Source organism: Streptomyces sp. NPDC101132 (assembly GCF_044759225.1).
GTDB lineage: Bacteria > Actinomycetota > Actinomycetes > Streptomycetales > Streptomycetaceae > Streptomyces.
The window spans coordinates 37,242-53,870 of record NZ_JBIVYX010000006.1 but is presented as its reverse complement, the minus strand read 5'-3'; the positions used below and the strand labels follow the sequence as shown (position 1 = coordinate 53,870).

The following is a 16,629-nucleotide window of genomic DNA, read 5'->3' as shown; positions in this document are numbered from 1 at the left end:
GGAGAGTCATGGGCAAGCGAGCTGTGAGCGTGATCGGTCTGGGCCCGATGGGTCAGGCCATGGCCGAGGCCTACCTGGCCGCCGGCTACGAGGTGACCGTCTGGAACCGCACCCGCGCCAAGGCGGAGCCCCTGGCCGCGCGCGGTGCCACGGTGGCCGGCTCGGTGGGGGAGGCGCTGGCGGCCGGGGGACCGGTGCTGCTGAGCCTGATCGACACCGACGCGATGTACCCGACGCTCGGCGAGGCCGACCTCTCGGGCCGGGTGCTGGTCAACCTGTCGTCCGACAGCCCGGAGAAGGTGCGGGCGGCCGCGCGGTGGGCGGCCGGGCGGGGCGCCTCGTACCTGGTGGGCGCCATGAACATCCCGCCCTCGGGCATGGGCAAGCCCGAGTCCTCCGCCTTCTACAGCGGTCCGCGCGAGCTGTACGAGGCCCTGCGCGCCGATCTGGAAGTGCTGACCACCCCCGACTTCCGGGGCGAGGAGCCCGGCCTGGCGGCGCTCTACTACCAGCTCAACATGGTGGTGTTCTGGAGCTCGATGACCGGCTGGCTCCAGGCGGTGGCGCTGGCGGAGGCCAACGGCCTGACGGCCGCCGACTTCCTGCCGTACGCCACGTACACCGCCGACAGCATGCGCGGGTTCCTGGAGTTCTACGCGCCCCGCGTCGACGCGGGCGACCACGGCGGCGCGGTGGACCGGCTGACGATGTGCCTGGCCAGCATCGAGCACGTACTGCACACCGTGGCCGACTCGGGGAACGACACCTCGGTCCTCGCGGCCCACGCCGAGCTGTTCCGGCGCGGCGTCGCCGCCGGTCACGGCTCCGACAGCAGCACCCACCTGGTACGGGTGCTGCGGGCGCCCGCGGCGGCCTGACCGCCTGACGGCCCGAGGGGCCGGGCCGGGCGGCCCGGCCCCTCGGGGCCCGGCTACTTGTCGATGTCGCCCACGACGAAGAAGAGCGAGCCGAGGATCGCGACCATGTCCGCGACCAGGGTGCCGGGCAGCAGCTCCACCAGGGCCTGGATGTTGTTGTAGGACGCGGAGCGCAGCTTCAGGCGGTACGGCGTCTTCTCGCCCTTCGAGACGAGGTAGTAGCCGTTGAGGCCGAGCGGGTTCTCGGTCCACGCGTACGTGTGGCCCTCGGGCGCCTTGAGGACCTTCGGCAGCCGCTGGTTGACCGGTCCGGGCGGCAGCTGCTCCATGCGGTCGAGGCAGGCCACGGCGAGGTCCAGCGCGTTGTGCGTCTGGTCGAGCAGCACCTCGAAGCGGGCCAGGCAGTCGCCCTCGGTCCTGGTGACCACCTTGAGGGTGTCCTGGAGCTCGCCGTACGCCAGGTACGGCTCGTCGCGGCGCAGGTCGAAGTCGACGCCCGAGGCGCGGGCGATCGGCCCGCTCACCCCGTACGCGTGGACCGTCTCGGCCCGCAGGACGCCGACCCCGCGGGTCCGGCCGCGGAAGATCTCGTTGCCGCGGACCAGGTCGTCGTACACGTCCATCCGGCTCTGGACGTCGGCGATGGCGGCGCGGGCGCGGCCCAGCCAGCCGAGCGGCAGGTCCTCCTTGAGACCGCCGACCCGGTTGAACATGTAGTGCATGCGGCCGCCGGAGATCTCCTCCATGACCGCCTGGAGCTCCTCGCGCTCGCGGAACGCGTGGAAGATCGGGGTGATGCCGCCCAGCTCCAGCGGGTACGAGCCGAGGAACATCAGGTGGTTGAGCACCCGGTTCAGCTCGGCGAGCAGGGTGCGCATCCAGACGGCCCGCTCGGGGACCTCCATGCCGAGCATCCGCTCGACGGCCATGACCACGCCCAGCTCGTTGGAGAAGGCGGACAGCCAGTCGTGGCGGTTGGCCAGCATGACGATCTGGCGGTAGTCGCGCGCCTCGAAGAGCTTCTCGGCGCCGCGGTGCATGTAGCCGACCACGGGCTCCGCGCTGCTGATCCGCTCGCCGTCCAGGACGAGCCGGAGGCGCAGCACGCCGTGCGTCGAAGGGTGCTGAGGCCCGATGTTGAGCACCATGTCGGTGCTCTCCGCCGCGCCGCCGATGCCGACCGTGGTCTCCGTCATGGGGACAGTGTCTCAGTACCCGCGGTACGGGTTGCCGCAGCCCTACGCTGGGTGGATGGAGACGGGGACGACGGGGTCGGGGCCTGCGGGCCGTCCGGGGGACGCGGGGCCGGAATGGGTGGGGCTGCCCGGCGGGCTGCTCACGCTGCGGAGGCTGCTGCTCGTGGTGCGGCTGGGCGCGCTGACGGTGGCCGTGGCGGTGCTGCCGGGGGTGCTGGCCGGGGCCGGCTGGGCGCTGTTCGCGCTGCTGCCTCTGGGGCTGCTGGTGTGGGGCTGGGTGGTGCTGGGGCGGAACTGGAAGTCCTGGCGGTACGCGGAGCGGGCCGACGACCTGCTGATCAGCCGGGGCGTGCTGTGGCGGGAGGAGACAGTGGTCCCGTACGGGCGGATGCAGCTGGTGGAGGTCACCTCGGGCCCGCTGGAGCGGCGGTTCGGGCTCGCCTCGGTACAGCTGCACACGGCCGCCGCGGCCTCCGACGCGCGGATCCCGGGGCTGGACCCCGCGGAGGCCGAGCGGCTGCGGGACCGGCTCACGGAGCTGGGCGAGGCGCGGTCGGCGGGGCTGTGACGGGGCCCGAGCAGGAGACGGGGACGGGGACGGGTGCGGGGTCCGGGGAAGGGACGCCGACGGCTGCGGGGTCCGGGGGAGGCGCGCCGACGGCTGCGGGCTCCGGGGAAGGGACCCGGACGGGTCCGGCCGATCCCCGGCCGGCCGGGGCCGGGGATCGCCGGCTGCACCCCGTCACCCCCTTCCGGCGGGCCTGGGCGCCGGTGGCGCTGGTGGCGGGCCTCGCCATGCAGAACCCAGAGCGGGTCCAGGAGTGGGGCGCGGGCCTCTCGTCGGGCAGGGGCGCGCTGATCGTGGCCGCCGCGGTGCCGGCCGCGGCCCTGTACGGGTTCCTGAGCTGGTGGTTCACCCACTTCGCGGTGACCGACACGGAGCTGCGGATCAGGACCGGGCTGCTGTTCCGGCGCACCGCGCACATCCGGCTCGACCGGCTCCAGGCCGTGGACGTCACCCAGCCGCTGCTGGCCCGGGTGGCGGGCGTGGCGAAGCTGAAGCTGGACGTGGTCGGCACGGAGGACAAGGACGAGCTGGCCTTCCTGGGCGAGCGCGAGGCCCGGGCGCTGCGCGCCGAACTGCTGGCCCGGGCCGCCGGGTTCGCGCCCGCGGAGGCGGCGCAGGTCGGCGAGGCGCCGGTGCGCGAGCTGCTGCGCGTCCAGCCGGGGCAGCTCGCCCTCTCGCTGGTGCTGAGCCTGTCGGTCGTGGCGTCGGTGGTGGCCGGGGTGGTCGCGCCGTTCGTGGTGTGGCGGCTCACCAGCAGCGTCTGGACCGCGCTGGTGGTGCTGCTGCCGGTCCTGGGAGCCGCGTGGGCGGCCAGCGCCGGCCGCTTCCTGGCCGAGTACGACTGGACGGTGGCCGAGTCGCCGGACGGGCTGCGCCTCGACCACGGGCTGCTGGACCGGGCGCACGAGACGGTGCCCCCCGGGCGGGTGCAGATGGTGCGGCTGGTCGAGCCGCTGCTGTGGCGCCGGCGCGGCTGGGTGCGGGTCGAACTCGCGGTGGCGGGGTCGAAGAACGGCCTGCTGGTGCCGGTCGCCCCCCGGGAGGCCGCCGAGGCCGTGGTGGCGCGGGTGCTGCCCGGCGTGGACCTGGCTGCGCTGGCCTTCACCGCCCCGCCCGGGCGCCGGGCGCGCTGGGTGGTGCCGGTGTGGTGGAAGGGGTACGGGCTGGCCGTCTCGCCCGAGGTGTTCGCGGTGCGGCACGGGCGGCTGTGCCGTCGTACGGAGCTGGTGCCGCACGCGAAGGTGCAGAGCGTACGGCTGACCCAGGGCCCCTGGGAGCGGGCCCGGGACGTGGCGGACGTCCACGTCGACCACGGCGCGAACGGCACGGTCACCGCCCGGCTCCGTGGGTCCGCCGAGGCCGCCGGGGTGCTGGCCGCGCAGGCCGCCCGCTCCCGTACGGGCCGCCTGACGGCGGGTCCGGAGCGCTGGATGACCTGAGGGCCCCGGGCGGGCGCGGCTGGTCCGGTCGGCGGCGGGCCGGACGAGGGGTCCTCTGCGGCACTCGTGGTAACCGTGTGTTGATCTGATGAGCGAAACCGTCACTCCGGGTAGCGCCAGTCCCGGCGGATCCACGACCCGATCCGCACCGGCAACCAAGGGACCGAACCATGAACCTGCGCTCTTCCCGCCTCACCACCGCCCTCCGCGTGGCCGCCCCGGCCGCCGCCGCTCTCGCCCTCACCCTCGCCGTGGCGGGCCCGGCCAGCGCGAGCCCGTCGCTGGTCACCCGCAGCGGCAGCGAGATCCGGTACTCCGCCCTGCCGGGCGAGGCGAACGACGTCACCTTCAGCACCGTGTCCGGCCAGCTGGTCGTCACGGACGCCGCGAGCCCCCTCACCCCAGGCCCCGGGTGCGTACGGATCAACGCCAACAGCGCCCGCTGCGGCACGGCGGCCACCGTGACCCGGATCCGCGCCACCCTCGGCGACGAGGACGACCGCGCCGACAACCAGACCGCCATCGCCAGCGACCTCGACGGAGGGTCGGGCCAGGACATCCTGCTCGGCGGCAACGGCACCGACCGGCTCACCGACACCGACGGCTGGGACGCCGGCCCCACCCCGACCACCTTCAACGGCCGGGCCGGCAACGACACCCTGATCTCCCGCAACCTCGGCTACGACCGCGTCGAGTGCGGCTCGGGCTTCGACATCGCCATCGCCGACAACGCGAGCCTCGACACCGTGGTCCCGGGCTGCGAGTTCGTCCAGCGCTTCTGACCCCGGGCGCACGGGTGCCCCCGGACCGGGCCGGTCCGGGGGCACCCGTGCGGACGGCCCGAGGCCGGCCCGGTTACTGCCCCGCCCCGCCGCTCCCGGCCTTCACCAGCCCGGTCTCGTACGCGAGGACGACGACCTGCACCCGGTCGCGCAGGCCCAGCTTCGTCAGGATGCGCCCCACGTGCGTCTTGACCGTGGCCTCCGACAGCACCAGCCGCGCCGCGATCTCGCCGTTCGACAGACCCTGCGCCACCAGCAGCATGACCTCGCGCTCGCGCTCGGTCAGCCGCTCCAGCTCCTTGTGCTGCGGCTCGGCGGTGGTGGTCGGCAGCATCGGCGCGAACCGGTCCAGCAGCCGCCGGGTCGTGGAGGGCGCCACGACCGCGTCGCCGCTGTGCACGGAGCGGATCGCCGCCAGCAGCTCGCCCGGCGGGACGTCCTTCAGCATGAAGCCGCTGGCCCCCGCCTTCAGCCCGGAGAACGCGTACTCGTCCAGGTCGAAGGTGGTCAGGATGATGACCTTCGGGTGGGTCTCCGGCTCGCAGATCCGCCGGGTGGCCTCGACGCCGTCGAGCCGCGGCATGCGGACGTCCATCAGCACCACGTCGACCTTGGTCGCCCGCAGCACCTCCAGCGCCTCCAGGCCGTCGCCCGCCTCGGCCACGACCTCCATGTCCGGCTGGGCGGCGAGCACCATCCGGAAGCCCGTACGCAGCAGGACCTGGTCGTCGACCAGCATCACGCGGATGGACATCTCCTAGTTTCCTTTCCCCTTCAGCGGCAGCAGCGCGCTGATCCGGAAGCCTCCGCCCGGCCGCGGACCCGCGTCGAGCGTCCCGCCCACCATGCCGACACGCTCCCGCATGCCGATCAGGCCGTGCCCGGCGCCGTCGGCGCCGCCGTCCTCGTACAGCTCGTGCGCCGCGCCCCGCCCGTCGTCCTCCACCAGCAGGCCGAGGCCGTCGTCGAAGTAGACCAGCCGGACGCTCGCCTCCGCCTCCGGCCCGCCGTGCTTGCGCGTGTTGGTGAGCGCCTCCTGCACGATCCGGTACGCCGTCAGCTCCACGCCGCTCGGCAGCGGCCGGGGGGTGCCCTCCACCTGGAAGTCGACCGTCAGCCCGGCCTGCCGGACCTGCTCGATCAGCACCTCGATCTGCTCGACGTCCGGCTGCGGCACGTAGTCCTCGGACTCCTGCGGCTCGCCGGTGCGCAGCACGCCCAGCAGCCTGCGCATCTCGGCCAGCGCCTGGCGGCCGGTGCCGGAGATGGTCTGGAGGGCCTCCTTGGCCTGCTCGGGGGCCACGTCCATGACGTACGCCGCCCCGTCGGCCTGCACCACCATCACCGAGACGTTGTGCGCCACGACGTCGTGCAGCTCCCGCGCGATCCGCGCCCGCTCGGCGGCCACCGCCACCTTCGCCTGCGCCTCGCGCTCCTTCTCCAGCCGCCGGTTCCGCTCCTCAAGCTGCGCGAAGTACGCGCGCCGGGTCCGCACCGAGTCGCCGAGCACCCAGGCCAGCGCGAACGGCACCATCATCATCACCGTCAGGAAGATGTCGTTCGCCGGATCGGACTTGTTGAAGCCCCAGCGGACGGCGGCCAGCGGCGAGGCGAGTACCCCGAAGCCGAGGGCCGTGCGCGACACCCAGCGCGGCAGTTCGGCGGCCGCGGCGACGGTGTAGAGGATGACCAGCATGGCGAGGTTCGCGAGCAGCGGCTCGACGCCCACGGCCAGCTGGAAGGCGCCGGCGCCGATGGTCAGCCACAGCATCGCCGCGGTGTGCTTGCGGCGCAGCGCCACGACGGTGCTCAGGGCGGCCACGGGGACCATCGCCAGCAGGCGGTGGGCCGTGCTGCCGCTCAGCGAGGCGACCTCCAGGGTGGAGATCCCGAAGAGCACCACAGCCCAGAAGCTGTCGACGCCCGTCGGGTGTCTGCGGAGGAAGTCGTAGAAGCGCTGCACGTAACCCAGAGTAGGGAAGGGGGATGGGTGCCGGAGTCAACCGGAGGAGCGATCCACCCCGCGGACGCGTACTCCCGAAGGTGGAGAGCACACCTAGCCTTTGTGGGGTGATCACCGAGCGAGGAGGAGGACCCGTGCGGAGCTGGCGGCGGGCGATGGACGAGGCGCTGTACGGCCCCGGCGGCTTCTACGTGCGTCCCGGTGGCCCGGGCCCCGCGGGCCACTTCCGCACCTCCGTGCACGCCTCCCCGCTGTACGCGCGGGCCGTCGCCGCCCTGCTGCTGCGGGTGGACGAGGCCCTCGGGCACCCGGAGGCGCTGGACCTCGTCGACATGGCCGCCGGGCGGGGCGAGCTGCTGGCCGGGGTGCTGGCCGCGCTGGGCCCGGAGCGGGCGGCGCGCGTGCGCCCGTACGCCGTCGAGCGCGCCCCGCGGCCCGCGGGGCTGGACCCGCGCGTGACCTGGCTGGCCGAGCCGCCGGCCGGCACCACCGGACTGCTCTTCGCCAACGAGTGGCTCGACAACGTGCCGCTCGACGTGGTGGAGGGCGGCCGGTACGTCCTCGTCGCCCCGGACGGCACGGAGACCCCGGGCGACCCGGTGGCCGGCGCGGACCTGGAGTGGCTGGAGCGGTGGTGGCCGGAGGGAGAGCGCGCCGAGGTCGGCCGGTCCCGGGACGAGGCCTGGGCTGCGGCCGCGGGCACGCTGGAGCGGGGGCTGGCGGTGGCCGTGGACTACGCCCACGCGCGGGAGGCCCGCCCGCCGTACGGCACGCTCACCGGCTTCCGGGAGGGCCGCGAGGTGCGCCCGGTGCCGGACGGCAGCTGCGACATCACCGCCCACGTGGCGCTGGACGCCTGTGCCGGGCCCGGGGCGCTGCTGCTGACCCAGCGTGAGGCGCTGGCGGAGCTGGGGGTGTCGGGCGCGCGGCCGCCGCTGTCCCTGGCCGGCACGGATCCGGCGGGGTACGTACGGGCGCTCGCGGCGGCCGGCGAGGCGGCGGAGCTGACGGCCCGCGGGGGCCTGGGGGACTTCGGGTGGCTGCTGGAGGCCCGGGGCATCGGACACGTGCTGGGCGCGGGCGGGGACGTACCGGGCGCATGACGGAGGGGCCGGCGCCACCGCGTGGCACCGGCCCCTCCACAGGTCCTACTCGGTCACGCCGTGGTCGTGCCCGTCGTGCAGGCCGCCGCCGCTGCCCGCGTCGCCGTCCGTCGGGACGGAGACGACCGGCTTGCTGAGCGGGGCCAGGTCGTAGGCGTAGTGGCCGACCGCGTCGGCGATGACGTCGATGTTGACGTCGAACGCCTTGAGGTTGATGTTGTTGATGTCGTCGCCGGGGGCGTGGTAGTTCACGTCGTAGGCGACGCCCGCCTGGCCGCCGAACTTCGCGGCCTGGGCCTCGGTCTTGATGCCCTCGGCGCCGGTGAAGGTGCCGCCGGAGGGGATGCCGACCTCGATGAACGGCCCGTAGTCGGAGCGGCCGGTGAAGTCGGTGCCCTCGTGCGGGATGTTCTTGGAGTCGAGGAAGTCGTTGATCCCCTTCTCCAGCTGGGCCGAGCCCTCGGGGCCGGGGCCCGCGCCGGTGGCGTCCGAGTCGTCACCGTCGTAGACGAAGTACGCGGCGTTCGGCGAGGCGATCATGTCGAAGTTCAGGTAGAGCTTGATCTGCTTCTTCTGCTCCTCGGAGAGCGAGGCCACGTACGCCTCGGAGCCCAGGAGGCCGAACTCCTCCGCGGACCACCAGGCGAACTTGACCTTGTTCTTCACCTTCTCCTTGGACTTGGCCAGGTTCAGGGCCACCTGGAGGATGCCCGCCGAGCCGGAGCCGTTGTCGTTGATGCCGGGGCCGGCCGCGACGGAGTCGAGGTGGGCGCCGAGGAAGACGGTGTTGTCGGCGTCGCCGCCCGGGGTCTCCGCGACGACGTTGAACGTCTTGCGGTTCTCGCGCAGCTCGCGGACGTCGAGGGTGACGGTCACCGGTCCCGCGGAGGCCTCGGCGGCCAGCGCCTCGCCGTCCGCCTGGGTGATGCCGCCGGTGGGGATCTTGCCGAGGGTCGGGTCGCCGATGGTGCCGTTGAGGCCGCCCGCGGTGTTGTTGTAGATGATCGCGCCGACCGCGCCCGCGGCGGCGGCGTTGGCCTGCTTGGTGGCGAAGGTGCAGCCGCCGCGCTTGATGAGGGCGATCTTGCCGGTGAAGGAGCCGGCGGCGAAGTCGCCGGGCTCGCAGCCGTTGGTGTTGTCGGCGTCCACGGGCGCCACGGCGAGGCCGGCGGTGACGCCGCCCTCGGGGCCGCTCGCGGTGTACGTCATCAGCTTGATGGCCACGTCGCGTTCGGCGGGGGAGACCACCTTGAGGGTCTCGGCCAGGGTCTCCGTGTAGACGAAGTCGAACTCGTGGCGGGAGAGCTTGTAGCCGGCGGCCTTCAGCACGGCCTCGATGTATTTGGCGGACTGCTCGTGGCCCTTCGAACCGGCCACGCGGGTGCCGTTGTTGTAGTCGGCGAGCGACTGGAAGACCTTCAGGTGCTTGAAGGCGTCCTTCGCCGTGGCGTCCTTGACCAGCTTCCTGGCCAGCGCGTCCCCCTTGTTGGCCCAGCTCGGGCTGTCCGCACCCGGCGTGGCGCCGGCGGGACCCGCGAGGAGCAGCGGGGAGACGAGGGCCGCGGCTGCCAGGGCGGCGGTTGCTGCGGCTATACGGCGTGAGGGCATGGAGGTCCTTTCACGACAGGCAGGAGGAAGCGCGCACTGTGTGGGGGGAGTGGTGGACGCACGTTAGACATCAACCCGCCACTCTGGCCAGAGTTTTCACTGATTCCGGTTTATGAATTCCAGATAGCGGTACGTCGACACTGTTACGGGAGTGACAAGAGCGCACCCGGTACTGGACAGTTCGGGCGCAAACGTCAGCCGATCCGGCGTACGAACTCCCCCACGGCCGCCCGCACCTCGGCCGGTGACCACGCCAGGGCCTCCTCCGCGACGGTCACCTCGGTGAGCGACACACCCGGCACCGGACCACCCGGGAAGAACCGGGCGAACAGGGTCGTCCGGGTCTCCTCCGCCTGCCGCACCGCGGCCTCCGACAGCCGCTCCGCTTCGTACGGCAGCCAGACGTGGAACTGGTGCGTGGCCGGCACCTCCGGCACCAGCCGGAACCACGGCACCCCCGCCTCGGCGAAGCCCTCCCGCAGCGCCTCGGCCACCACCTTGGCGTGCGCCACGTACGACGGCAGCTTCGGCAGCTCCCGCTCCAGGCCCACCAGCGCCGCCAGCGCCTGCGGGAACTGCCGGAAGAGCTGGCCCCCGTACCGGTGCCGCCACACCCGGGCCTCCTCCACCAGCGCGGCCGGGCCCGCCAGCGCGGCACCCGAGTGGCCGCCCACCGACTTGTAGAAGGAGACGTACACGCTGTCCGCCAGGTCGGCGATCTCCGCGAGGGGCCGCCCGAAGTGCGTGGTGCACTCCCACAGCCGCGCCCCGTCGAAGTGGACGACCGCCTCCCGCTCGCGGGCCGCCTCCACCAGCTCCGTCAGCTCCTCCCACGAGGGCAGCAGGAAGCCAGGGTCGCGCAGCGGCAGCTCCACCATCAGCGTCCCGAACGGCTCCGACATGCCCCGCACCTCCTCCGCGGTCGGCTGGCGCGCCTCGGTCGTCGGGTGCGCCACCCGCAGCCCCGACACCACCGACAGCGCCTCGCCCTCCCACACCTCGGGGTGCGCCATCGGGTGCAGGGCCACCACCGGGTTGCCCGTACGGCCCGCCCAGCAGCGCAGCGCCACCTGCTGCGCCATCGTCCCGGAGGGGAAGAAGGCCGCCGCCTCCTTGCCCAGCAGCTCCGCCACCCGCCGCTCCAGCTCGGCGACCACCCCGTCGCCGTAGGTGTCCACGGTCAGGTCCAGGTCGTAGACCTCGCCCGCGTGCGCGGCCAGCGCCGCCAGCTCCTCGCCGACGGTGGGGCGTACGGCACCCCGCGTCAGCACCCGTTCGGAGGCCCGCCAGGCGGCGATCCGGCGCCGCCACCACTCCTCGTCACCGGGGACCCCGGGGGAGTCCTCCGCCGCCACGGGCCCGGAAGCGTCGTCCACACGATCGGTCATAGGGGCGATGATCTCCCGCCCGGGCGGCCCCGGCCACGGAAAATCCGGCGTCCGGCCCAGCGGATAGCATGGCGACGTATCGTCCGGTACCCCCCGCGGACTGGAACGGAAGGCCCGCCCCGCGTGAACGCAACACAGCAGCCCCGCCCCGCCCGGCTCACTGTCGGAGTCGTCGGCGCGGGCCGCGTCGGCCCCGCACTCGCCGCCGCGCTCCAGCTCGCCGGCCACCGTCCGGTCGCCGTCTCCGGCGTCTCCGACGCGTCCCGGCGCCGCGCCGCGGCCCTGCTGCCCGACGTGCCCCTCGTACCGCCGGCCCAGGTGCTGGCGCTGGCCGACCTGGTGCTGCTCACCGTCCCCGACGACGCCCTGCCGGGCCTGGTCGAAGGGCTGGCCGCGACCGGCGCCGTACGCCCGGGACAGCTGCTCGTGCACACCTCCGGCCGGTACGGGACCGCCGTGCTGGACCCCGCGCGGCGGGCCGGCGCCCTGCCGCTCGCCCTGCACCCGGCCATGACGTTCACCGGCACGGCCGTGGACGTCCAGCGGCTGGCCGGCTGCTCCTTCGGCGTGACCGCCCCCGAGGAGCTGCGGCTCGCGGCCGAGGCGCTGGTCATCGAGATGGGCGGCGAGCCCGAGTGGATCGCCGAGGAGGCCCGTCCGCTCTACCACGCGGCCCTCGCGCTGGGCGCCAACCACCTCGTCACCCTGGTGGCCCAGGCCATGGAACTGCTCCGCACGGCCGGTGTCGAGCACCCCGACCGGATGCTGGGACCGCTCCTCGGCGCCGCCCTGGACAACGCCCTCCGCTCCGGCGACGCCGCCCTGACCGGACCGGTGGCCCGCGGCGACGCCGGTACGGTCGCCGCGCACGTCGCCGAGCTGCGCAAGCACGCGCCGGGCACGGTCGCCGGATACCTGGCGATGGCCCGTACGACCGCCGACCGCGCCCTCGCGCACGGGCTGCTCAAGCCCGAGCTGGCCGAGGACCTGCTCGGCGTGCTCGCGGAGAGCGGCGACGCGGCCGCCGCGGGCGGACTCGCCCCCGGCGGTCAGGACCCTGACGGACCGGCCTCCGGCGGACCGGCCTCCGGCGGACCGGCCTCCGACGGACCGGCCTCCGGCGGACCGGGCCCCGAAGGCCCGGGACCCGAAGACCCCCACGGATCCCAGGGAGGGGACCGATGAACCGCCAGCTCCCGCCGGTGCTCCGCACGGCCGACGAGCTCCACGGCCTCCCCTTCAAGGGCCGCCGCGCGGTCGTCATGACCATGGGCGCCCTGCACGAGGGGCACGCCACGCTGGTCCGCACCGCGCGCGAACTCGCGGGCGACGAGGGCCAGGTCGTGGTGACCGTCTTCGTCAACCCGCTCCAGTTCGGCGCCAACGAGGACCTCGACCGCTACCCCCGCACCCTCGACGCCGACGTCGAGGTCGCCGCGGCGGCCGGCGCCGACGCGGTCTTCGCCCCCGGCGTCGACGAGGTCTACCCCGGCGGCGAGCCCCAGGTCCGCATCACCGCGGGACCCATGGGCGAGCGGCTCGAAGGCGCCACCCGCCCCGGCCACTTCGACGGCATGCTCACGGTCGTCGCCAAGCTCCTCCACCTCACCCGCCCGGACACCGCGCTCTTCGGCCAGAAGGACGCCCAGCAGCTCGCGCTGATCCGCCGGATGGTCCGGGACCTGAACTTCCCCGTGGAGGTCGTCGGCGTGCCGACGGTCCGCGAGAGCGACGGCCTGGCCCTGTCCAGCCGCAACCGCTACCTCTCCGGCACCGAGCGCGAGACCGCGCTCGCGCTCTCCCGCGCCCTGTTCGCCGGCCGCGACCGGCTCGCCGCCCAGGCCGCGCTGGCCGCCCGCGCCTCCTCCGCGCCCGCGACGGACGAGCGCGCCGCCGCCCTCGCGAAGATGGGCGAGGCCCGCGCCTCGGCCGACGCGCACGCCGTGTCCGTGGCCGCGGCCGGGCTGCCCTCGGCGGTGCGGTCCGCCGCGCTCGCCGTGCTGAACGAGGCGGCCACGGCCGAGCCGCCGCTCGTCCTCGACTACCTCGCCCTGGTCGACCCCGCGGACTTCACCGAGGTCGGCGACGACCACCGCGGACCGGCCGTGCTGGCCGTCGCCGCCAAGGTCGGCACGACCCGGCTGATCGACAACATCCCCGTGGAGTTCGGAGCGCACACGTGACCACCACCGGCATACGACTGCACGCCCCCGCCCCCGGCTGGGCGATCGAGGCCGACGTCGTGGTCGTCGGCTCCGGCGTGGCGGGCCTGACGGCCGCGCTGCGCTGCGCGGCCGCGGGCCGCCGTACCGTCGTGGTCACCAAGGCCCGGCTGGACGACGGCTCGACCCGCTGGGCGCAGGGCGGCATCGCCGCCGCGCTCGGCGAGGGCGACACCCCCGAGCAGCACCTGGACGACACGCTGGTCGCCGGCGCCGGGCTGTGCGACGAGGAGGCGGTACGCGTCCTGGTCACCGAAGGACCCGACGCCGTACGGCGGCTGATCGCCACCGGCGCCGTCTTCGACACCTCGGAGGAGACCGGGGAGATCGAGCTGACCCGCGAGGGCGGCCACCACCGCCGGCGCATCGCGCACGCGGGCGGCGACGCGACCGGCGCCGAGATCTCCCGGGCGCTCGTGGAGGCCGTGCACGCCTCCGGCATCGAGACCGTCGAGAACGCCCTCGTCCTCGACCTGCTCCAGGACGCGGCCGGCCGCACCGCCGGCGTCACCCTGCACGTGATGGGCGAAGGCCAGCACGACGGCGTCGGCGCCGTCCACGCCCCCGCCGTGATCCTCGCGACCGGCGGCATGGGCCAGGTCTTCTCGGCCACCACCAACCCCTCGGTGTCCACCGGGGACGGCGTCGCGCTCGCGCTGCGCGCCGGTGCCGAGGTCTCCGACCTCGAATTCGTCCAGTTCCACCCGACCGTGCTGTTCCTCGGCCCGGACGCCGAGGGCCAGCAGCCGCTGGTCTCGGAGGCGGTGCGCGGCGAGGGCGCCCACCTGGTCGACGCCGACGGCGTCCGCTTCATGGTGGGCCAGCACGAGCTGGCCGAGCTGGCCCCGCGCGACATCGTCGCCAAGGGCATCATGCGGCGCATGCAGGAGCAGGGCGCCCGGCACATGTACCTGGACGCCCGGCACTTCGGCGCCGAGATGTGGGAGCAGCGCTTCCCCACCATCCTGGCCGCCTGCCGCTCCCACGGCATCGACCCGGTCACCCAGCCGATCCCGGTCGCCCCCGCCGCGCACTACGCCTCCGGCGGCGTACGGACGGACCTGCGCGGCCGCACCACCGTCCCGGGGCTCTACGCGTGCGGCGAGGTGGCCTGCACCGGCGTGCACGGCGCGAACCGGCTGGCCTCCAACTCCCTGCTGGAGGGCCTGGTGTTCGCCGAGCGGATCGCCGAGGACATCGCCTCCTCCGCCCCCACCTCGGCGGGCCCCGGCGTACCGGTGCCGTCGACCGGCCCCCTGCTGCCCGGCGACGCGCGCTTCGAGGTCCAGCGGATCATGACGGAGGGCGCGGGCGTGCTGCGCTCCGCGGAGAGCCTGAGGGACGCCGCGGACGCACTGGAGTCCCTGTACTGCCGGGCGCTCAACGAGCTGGAGACGCACGGCAAGACGGCCGAGCCCGGCACCGACACCTGGGAGGCGACCAACCTGCTGTGCGTCGCCCGGGTGCTGGTCGCGGCCGCGCAGCGGCGCGAGGAGACCCGCGGCTGCCACTGGCGCGAGGACCACCCCGACCGCGACGACGCCGCCTGGCGGCGGCACCTCGTGGTACGCCTTTCCGCCACGACGCGCCGGGCGCTCGTCGTGACGACCACCGAGACGGCGGACCTCCCGCCGGTCGAGCCTTCCGAAGCCCTCTGAAGCCCTCTGAGCCTGGAGCAGTGACCGTGAGCACCCCCGAACTCCCCCTCGTGCAGAACGAAGACGGCTGCGGCGACGACTGCGCCTGCGGTCCCGCCGAGAGCGGCCTCGACCCGGCGCTGGCGGAGCTGCTGGCCCAGGCCGGCCTCGACCCCGTCGAGGTCGAGGACATCGCCCACATGGCCCTCGCCGAGGACCTCGACGGCGGCGAGGACGTGACCACCGTCGCGACCGTCCCCGCGGACGCCGTCGCCACCGCGGACTTCACCGCCCGCGAGGCCGGCACGGTCGCGGGCCTGCGGATCGCCGAGGCCGTGTTCTCGATGGTCTGCGAGGAGACCTTCGAGGTCGAACGGCACGCCGAGGACGGCGACCGCGTGGAGGCCGGCCAGGTCCTGCTGTCGGTGACCGCCCGTACCCGCGACCTGCTCACCGGTGAGCGGAGCGCGCTGAACCTCCTCTGCCGCCTCTCCGGCATCGCCACCGCCACCCGTGCCTGGGCCGACACCCTGGAGGGCACCAAGGCCCGGGTCCGCGACACCCGCAAGACCACCCCGGGCCTGCGCGCGCTGGAGAAGTACGCGGTGCGCTGCGGCGGCGGCGTGAACCACCGGATGTCCCTCTCGGACGCGGCCCTGGTCAAGGACAACCACGTGGTGGCCGCGGGCGGCGTCGCGCAGGCCTTCAAGGCCGTCCGCGAGGCGTACCCCGAGCTGCCGATCGAGGTCGAGGTCGACACGCTGCACCAGGCCCGCGAGGTCATGGACGCCGGCGCGGACCTGATCCTGCTCGACAACTTCACCCCGATGGAGACCGAGGAGGCCGTGATCCTCAACCGCGAGCACAACCACGGCCGCGCGGTCCTGGAGTCCTCGGGCCGCCTCACGCTGGCCAACGCCCGCGCGTACGCCGAGACCGGCGTGGACTACCTGGCGGTGGGCGGCCTGACCCACTCCTCCCCGATCCTCGACATCGGCCTGGACCTGCGAGAGGCCCGCTGATGCTGCTCACGATCGACGTCGGCAACAGCCAGACGGTCATGGGCCTGTTCGACGGCGAGGAGATCGTCGAGCACTGGCGGGTGTCCACCGACCCGCGGCGCACCGCCGACGAGCTGGCGGTGCTCATGCAGGGCCTGATGGGCATGCACCCGATGCTCGGCAGCGAACTGGGCGACGGCATCCACGGCATCGCGATCTGCTCGACGGTGCCGTCGGTGCTGCACGAGCTGCGCGAGGTCACCCGCCGGTACTACGGCGACGTGCCGGCGGTCCTCGTCGAGCCGGGCGTCAAGACCGGCGTCCCGATCCTGACCGACCAGCCGAAGGAGGTCGGCGCCGACCGCATCGTCAACGCGCTGGCCGCCGTCGAGCTGTACGGCGGCCCGGCGATCGTCGTGGACTTCGGCACCGCCACCTCCTTCGACGCGGTCTCGGCCAAGGGCGAGTTCATCGGCGGGGTGATCGCCCCCGGCATCGAGATCTCGGTCGAGGCCCTCGGGGTGCGCGGCGCGCAGCTCCGCAAGATCGAGATGGCCCGGCCGCGCAAGGTGATCGGCAAGAACACCGTCGAGTGCATGCAGTCCGGCATCGTCTACGGCTTCGCGGGCCAGGTCGACGGCGTGGTCACCCGCATGACCCGCGAGCTGGTGGGCCCCGACGGCGACCCCTCCGACGTCCGCGTCATCGCCACCGGCGGCCTGGCCCCCATGGTCCTGGGCGAGGCCACCGTCATCGACGACCACGAGCCCTGGCTCACCCTGATCGGCCTCCGCCTGGTCTACGAGCGCAACGTCGCGAACTTCTCGTAGCGCCGGCCGCGGCC

The 16,629-nt window shown here is 74.1% G+C and carries 15 protein-coding genes; 10 read left to right on the top strand and 5 right to left on the bottom strand.

Annotation, left to right across the window (positions count from 1 at the left end; translation table 11 throughout):
- Nucleotides 1-8 precede the first annotated feature (8 nt).
- Nucleotides 9-878 (top strand): NAD(P)-dependent oxidoreductase, encoded by an 870-nt coding sequence (locus tag ACIQUR_RS15495; RefSeq protein WP_403664085.1) that lies wholly within the window; start codon nt 9-11, stop codon nt 876-878.
- 53 nt (nt 879-931) lie between these two features.
- Here the strand turns inward: ACIQUR_RS15495 and ACIQUR_RS15490 are convergent, their stop codons facing one another.
- Nucleotides 932-2,074, bottom strand: a complete 1,143-nt coding sequence (locus tag ACIQUR_RS15490) for an NADH-quinone oxidoreductase subunit D (RefSeq protein ID WP_399946688.1) — start codon at nt 2,072-2,074, stop codon at nt 932-934.
- Nucleotides 2,075-2,129: 55 nt separating this feature from the next.
- Between ACIQUR_RS15490 and ACIQUR_RS15485 the strand changes: the two genes are divergently transcribed.
- From ACIQUR_RS15485 to ACIQUR_RS15475, 3 genes are all read left to right on the top strand, one after another.
- Nucleotides 2,130-2,642 carry a PH domain-containing protein gene (locus ACIQUR_RS15485; RefSeq protein WP_403664081.1) on the top strand — a complete coding sequence of 171 codons (513 nt, stop codon included), beginning with the start codon at nt 2,130-2,132 and terminating at the stop codon, nt 2,640-2,642.
- Nucleotides 2,639-4,081: a PH domain-containing protein gene (locus ACIQUR_RS15480; protein ID WP_403664078.1), complete on the top strand. Its 1,443-nt coding sequence runs from the start codon at nt 2,639-2,641 to the stop codon at nt 4,079-4,081. Before ACIQUR_RS15485 ends, ACIQUR_RS15480 begins: the two co-directional genes overlap by 4 nt.
- A gap of 170 nt (nt 4,082-4,251) precedes the next feature.
- A complete protein-coding gene (locus ACIQUR_RS15475; RefSeq protein ID WP_403664075.1) occupies nt 4,252-4,863 on the top strand; it encodes a hypothetical protein in 612 nt (203 codons plus the stop codon).
- Between the two features lie 73 nt (nt 4,864-4,936).
- Here the strand turns inward: ACIQUR_RS15475 and ACIQUR_RS15470 are convergent, their stop codons facing one another.
- A complete protein-coding gene (locus ACIQUR_RS15470; protein ID WP_403664072.1) occupies nt 4,937-5,617 on the bottom strand; it encodes a response regulator in 681 nt (226 codons plus the stop codon).
- A gap of 3 nt (nt 5,618-5,620) precedes the next feature.
- Nucleotides 5,621-6,826, bottom strand: coding sequence for a sensor histidine kinase (locus ACIQUR_RS15465; protein ID WP_403664069.1), 1,206 nt, complete (start codon nt 6,824-6,826; stop codon nt 5,621-5,623).
- A 155-nt stretch (nt 6,827-6,981) separates the two neighbouring features.
- Here ACIQUR_RS15465 and ACIQUR_RS15460 point away from each other — a divergent pair, with 155 nt between their 5' ends.
- Nucleotides 6,982-7,929 carry an SAM-dependent methyltransferase gene (locus ACIQUR_RS15460; protein WP_403664858.1) on the top strand — a complete coding sequence of 316 codons (948 nt, stop codon included), beginning with the start codon at nt 6,982-6,984 and terminating at the stop codon, nt 7,927-7,929.
- 45 nt (nt 7,930-7,974) lie between these two features.
- Here ACIQUR_RS15460 and ACIQUR_RS15455 read toward each other — a convergent pair whose 3' ends face one another.
- A complete protein-coding gene (locus ACIQUR_RS15455) occupies nt 7,975-9,537 on the bottom strand; it encodes a M28 family metallopeptidase (RefSeq protein WP_403664066.1) in 1,563 nt (520 codons plus the stop codon).
- 194 nt (nt 9,538-9,731) lie between these two features.
- Nucleotides 9,732-10,925, bottom strand: coding sequence for a threonine aldolase family protein (locus ACIQUR_RS15450; protein ID WP_403664063.1), 1,194 nt, complete (start codon nt 10,923-10,925; stop codon nt 9,732-9,734).
- 123 nt (nt 10,926-11,048) lie between these two features.
- Here ACIQUR_RS15450 and ACIQUR_RS15445 point away from each other — a divergent pair, with 123 nt between their 5' ends.
- From ACIQUR_RS15445 to ACIQUR_RS15425, 5 genes are read left to right on the top strand one after another with little or no spacing between them, the layout of a single operon-like run.
- Nucleotides 11,049-12,110: a Rossmann-like and DUF2520 domain-containing protein gene (locus ACIQUR_RS15445; protein WP_403664060.1), complete on the top strand. Its 1,062-nt coding sequence runs from the start codon at nt 11,049-11,051 to the stop codon at nt 12,108-12,110.
- The gene (gene panC, locus ACIQUR_RS15440; RefSeq protein ID WP_403664057.1) at nt 12,107-13,108 is read left to right on the top strand and encodes a pantoate--beta-alanine ligase; all 1,002 of its coding nucleotides are present in this window, start codon (nt 12,107-12,109) and stop codon (nt 13,106-13,108) included. The genes ACIQUR_RS15445 and panC overlap by 4 nt, the downstream gene beginning before the upstream one ends.
- Nucleotides 13,105-14,805 (top strand): L-aspartate oxidase, encoded by a 1,701-nt coding sequence (locus tag ACIQUR_RS15435; RefSeq protein WP_403664054.1) that lies wholly within the window; start codon nt 13,105-13,107, stop codon nt 14,803-14,805. Before panC ends, ACIQUR_RS15435 begins: the two co-directional genes overlap by 4 nt.
- Nucleotides 14,806-14,831: 26 nt before the next feature.
- Nucleotides 14,832-15,806 (top strand): carboxylating nicotinate-nucleotide diphosphorylase, encoded by a 975-nt coding sequence (gene nadC / locus ACIQUR_RS15430; RefSeq protein ID WP_403664856.1) that lies wholly within the window; start codon nt 14,832-14,834, stop codon nt 15,804-15,806.
- Entirely contained in the window at nt 15,806-16,615 is an 810-nt protein-coding gene (locus tag ACIQUR_RS15425) for a type III pantothenate kinase (protein ID WP_403664051.1), read from the top strand. The genes nadC and ACIQUR_RS15425 overlap by 1 nt, the downstream gene beginning before the upstream one ends.
- Nucleotides 16,616-16,629 lie beyond the last annotated feature (14 nt).

Coding starts and splice junctions, on each gene's coding strand:
- ACIQUR_RS15455 (WP_403664066.1), bottom strand. CDS start 9,537: ATGCCCTCACGCCGTATAGCCGCAGCAACCGCCGCCCTGGCAGCCGCG.
- ACIQUR_RS15490 (WP_399946688.1), bottom strand. CDS start 2,074: ATGACGGAGACCACGGTCGGCATCGGCGGCGCGGCGGAGAGCACCGAC.
- ACIQUR_RS15460 (WP_403664858.1), top strand. CDS start 6,982: ATGGACGAGGCGCTGTACGGCCCCGGCGGCTTCTACGTGCGTCCCGGT.
- ACIQUR_RS15485 (WP_403664081.1), top strand. CDS start 2,130: ATGGAGACGGGGACGACGGGGTCGGGGCCTGCGGGCCGTCCGGGGGAC.
- ACIQUR_RS15495 (WP_403664085.1), top strand. CDS start 9: ATGGGCAAGCGAGCTGTGAGCGTGATCGGTCTGGGCCCGATGGGTCAG.
- ACIQUR_RS15425 (WP_403664051.1), top strand. CDS start 15,806: ATGCTGCTCACGATCGACGTCGGCAACAGCCAGACGGTCATGGGCCTG.
- ACIQUR_RS15450 (WP_403664063.1), bottom strand. CDS start 10,925: ATGACCGATCGTGTGGACGACGCTTCCGGGCCCGTGGCGGCGGAGGAC.
- panC (WP_403664057.1), top strand. CDS start 12,107: ATGAACCGCCAGCTCCCGCCGGTGCTCCGCACGGCCGACGAGCTCCAC.
- ACIQUR_RS15475 (WP_403664075.1), top strand. CDS start 4,252: ATGAACCTGCGCTCTTCCCGCCTCACCACCGCCCTCCGCGTGGCCGCC.
- ACIQUR_RS15470 (WP_403664072.1), bottom strand. CDS start 5,617: ATGTCCATCCGCGTGATGCTGGTCGACGACCAGGTCCTGCTGCGTACG.